The sequence below is a fragment of the Methylobacterium sp. B1 genome, from assembly GCF_000333255.1.
Lineage (GTDB): Bacteria > Pseudomonadota > Alphaproteobacteria > Rhizobiales > Beijerinckiaceae > Methylobacterium > Methylobacterium fujisawaense.
The window spans coordinates 1-2,995 of record NZ_BACT01001042.1; the positions used below are offsets into that span (position 1 = coordinate 1).

Below are 2,995 nucleotides of genomic sequence, written 5' to 3' on the forward strand. Positions count from 1 at the left end.
GCCAGAACACCGTCGCGCGGCGGTTCCAGCCCTCCGACCAATTCGGTTCGAGGGCGGTGACGCGGTCCATCAGCTCGGCCGCCAGGGGGAAGTCGTGGGCGGTGACGGCCTGGCGGGCGCGGTCGGTCAGTAGGTCGACGGTCGGGCTGCCGGATCCGGCCATGTGCCGCTCGATCAGTCGCGCGATGCCCTTGGCCTCCGCTGGATCCTCGCTGGTGCGCAGGCGCGCGAACAGGTCATCCAGGCTCGGCGGCTTCGGTGCCGGCTTCGCTTCGGCGGTCGGCCGGCCGGGCCGGGTCGATTGCGGCGCTGCCTGGGCCGCCGGCAGTGTCGCCGCGAGGGCCGGCAGGCAGACCAGGGCGGCGATGAGACGGGTCGGCATCATGCAGCCAGACTGTGCGCCGTCGCCACGTCCGTCAACGTGCCGCGGTGCCGCGCGCACGCGGAAACGGCCGCACCCGGTGGACACGGCCGTTTCCTCGATCGGTGCCGTTCTCCGTCCGGCCTCGGCCGGTCGGAACGGTCTCAGCCCTGGCGGGCCTTGAAGCGCTTCTGGGTCTTGTTGATCACGTAGACCCGCCCCTTGCGGCGCACGAGCTGGTTGTCGCGGTGGCGGCCACGCAGGGACTTGAGGGAGTTGCGGATCTTCATCGGTCTTTCGAGCCCGGAGGGCCGTCCATCAGTAAGGGATCGGGAACGTAGCCTTGAGGCAGGACGCGCAGTCGCGTCCGGCGATCACGGCTCACGCATCGCGGGATGGCGCGGCCATATCAGGAGTCGCCCCCACAAGGCAAGGCGCAGCGGGCATCGTGCTGCCGGTCCTGCTCAATGGACGCTGTCGAGATCCGGCACCGCCGGGGCGATCACGAGCTGCCGGCCGATCTGGTGCAGCAGCATGTCGAGGAGCGGTTTCAGACGGTCGAAACCCGGCCGGGAGAGGCCATTCTCCGCAGCCGTGTAAAGGGCCAGCGCCATCTCGGCGACCTGATCGATGCCGCCGGCGGCGGCATCCGTCGCGTAGAACGCCGATTCGTCGAGAAAGCCCTCACGGCTGCACGCGGTCACATCGATGACGATCCCGTGGGCCTCGTCCACGACGCCCTCGGCGTTCCGGATATAGCGGCCGCGCACGAGCACCCAGCGGACCTCGCCGGGTACCGGTACGGTCCGGTACTGCGCGAAATACAGGCCGCCCTCGCGGCGAAGGTCAGCGATGATGCACCCGATCCGTCGCCTGTCCTCGGGATGGATATGCTCCAGGAACGCCGCGAAGGGCGTACCCCGACTACCTTTCGGCCGCGGCAGGCCCAGGACCGTCGCGGCGGCGGCGTCGCATTCGAGGACGTCGTCGGCGATGTGCCAAGTCCAGGTCCCGACATCCGATTCGGCCAGGGCACGCATCCCCATGCGGCCGCTCCGCCGCTTCGTGTGCACACCGACGCCCACAGACTCGATCTCCAGGTCCGTCCGGACGCTTCGCCCGGCCGACTTATTTGGTCGAATCAATACTGGGACCGCCGAAACGGCACAACGCATGGGAGTGACAGATCAGGATGGTGTTCGAGGGTAGCGACGCCATCAGGAACGATAGTAAACGCCGGTCAGCGTGCCCTTTGCGAGGACGTGCCCACGCATCGCATCGATCAGCGCGCCCCGGCCCGGCGCCTCGGCCAGGGCGAGAGACTGCCGCAGCGCGAAGATCTGGAAGACGTAGTCGTGCGGCCCGTGGCCCGTCGGAGGATCCGGCGGCAACCATTCCGCGCGCAGGAAGCTGTTTTGGCCCAACGCGTGGCCTGAGCCCGGGTGCCCGGGGCTCGCCAAGGCACCTTCGGGCAATTCGGCCGGCTCGGGCGGGATCGCCCAGGCGATCAGGTGGACCAGCGGACGCGGCGTCGGGCTCCCGGCGTCCTCGACGAGGATCACCAGGGCAGCGGTGCCCGCGGGCAGGCCGCTCCAGGCGAGCGGCGGGGACACGCCCGCACCGTCCGCGGTGAAGCGGGCCGGCATGTCCGCCCCGTCCGCGAAGGCCGGACTGGTCAGCGTCACGGTGTCGGGAATGTCGGAGAAGTCCGAATGGACCGCCGTCTTGTCCCGACCGGCTTTCAGGCCCGACAGGGCTTCGCCGACCGCCCCGGGGATTTTCTCAAGCATCGCCGCGCCCTCCGTCCCGTCTCCAACGGCGGGGGACGCAACCCGTTCACGCAGAGCGTTCGGCCGCGACCATATAGTTCACGGCCGTGTCGCGGCTCGTGCGCCAACCATCCGTGAGCGGGTTGTAGACGACCCCCACCGTGTCGGTGACGGCGAGCCCTCCCGCCCGGATGGCGCGGGCCAGTTCGTCGGGCGTCACGAATTTCTGCCAGTCATGCGTGCCCCGCGGCAGCCAGCCGAGCACGTATTCGGCGCCGACGATGGCCAGCGCGAAGGAGCGCAGAGTCCGGTTCAGGGTGGCCCCGAACAGCAGTCCGCCGGGCTTCACCCCCGCGCAGGCGGTCCGCACGAAGGCCTGCATGTCGGAGACGTGCTCCACCACCTCCATGATCAGCACGGCGTCGAAACGCTCGCCGCCGGCGACCACCGCTTCGATGGTCGCGCCGCGATAATCGACCGGCACGCCCGCCGCCTCGGCATGGGCCCGAGCCACCGCGATGTTCTGCTCGGCCGGATCGAGCCCGGTCACGCGTGCGCCGAGCCGGGCGAGGGGTTCCGAGAGGACGCCGCCGCCGCAGCCGACGTCGCAGATCGAAAGCCCGTCCAGCGGAAAGGGCGCGCGCGGATCGCGTCCGAACCGCCGGCACAGGGCGTCGCGGATATAGGCGAGCCGCACCGGATTGAACCGGTGGAGGACGCGCATCGGGCCGGTCTCGTCCCACACGTGGCGGCGAGCGCATCGAAGCGCGCAACCTCAACGCGGTCGACGAACCCGTCCNGTGGCCGATCCGTGGCTGCCCNTGTCATGCGCGTTCCGTCCTCATGGCGGCGCCGCCCCGATCCG

Annotated in this window: 3 protein-coding genes and 2 pseudogenes; all 5 read right to left on the minus strand. The window is 70.2% G+C overall.

The features are described 5' to 3' along the window. Positions 1-385: pseudogene (locus tag I53_RS29080) on the minus strand (hypothetical protein); the annotation flags it as partial. 140 nt (positions 386-525) lie between these two features. Further along, positions 526-651, minus strand: coding sequence for a type B 50S ribosomal protein L36 (ykgO, locus tag I53_RS29085; protein WP_003601867.1), 126 nt, complete (start codon positions 649-651; stop codon positions 526-528). A gap of 174 nt (positions 652-825) precedes the next feature. After that, entirely contained in the window at positions 826-1,407 is a 582-nt protein-coding gene (locus I53_RS29090; RefSeq protein WP_251982493.1) for a PAS domain-containing protein, read from the minus strand. 171 nt (positions 1,408-1,578) lie between these two features. Continuing rightward, positions 1,579-2,151 carry a YbhB/YbcL family Raf kinase inhibitor-like protein gene (locus I53_RS29095; RefSeq protein ID WP_043357645.1) on the minus strand — a complete coding sequence of 191 codons (573 nt, stop codon included), beginning with the start codon at positions 2,149-2,151 and terminating at the stop codon, positions 1,579-1,581. A 46-nt stretch (positions 2,152-2,197) separates the two neighbouring features. Continuing rightward, positions 2,198-2,958, minus strand: a pseudogene (ubiG, locus tag I53_RS29100) (bifunctional 2-polyprenyl-6-hydroxyphenol methylase/3-demethylubiquinol 3-O-methyltransferase UbiG). Between the last annotated feature and the right edge of the window lie 37 nt (positions 2,959-2,995).

Excerpts from the sequence above, each read along its gene's own strand:
- ykgO (WP_003601867.1), bottom strand. The coding sequence starts at position 651 with ATGAAGATCCGCAACTCCCTCAAGTCCCTGCGTGGCCGCCACCGCGAC.
- I53_RS29090 (WP_251982493.1), bottom strand. The coding sequence starts at position 1,407 with ATGGGGATGCGTGCCCTGGCCGAATCGGATGTCGGGACCTGGACTTGG.
- I53_RS29095 (WP_043357645.1), bottom strand. The coding sequence starts at position 2,151 with ATGCTTGAGAAAATCCCCGGGGCGGTCGGCGAAGCCCTGTCGGGCCTG.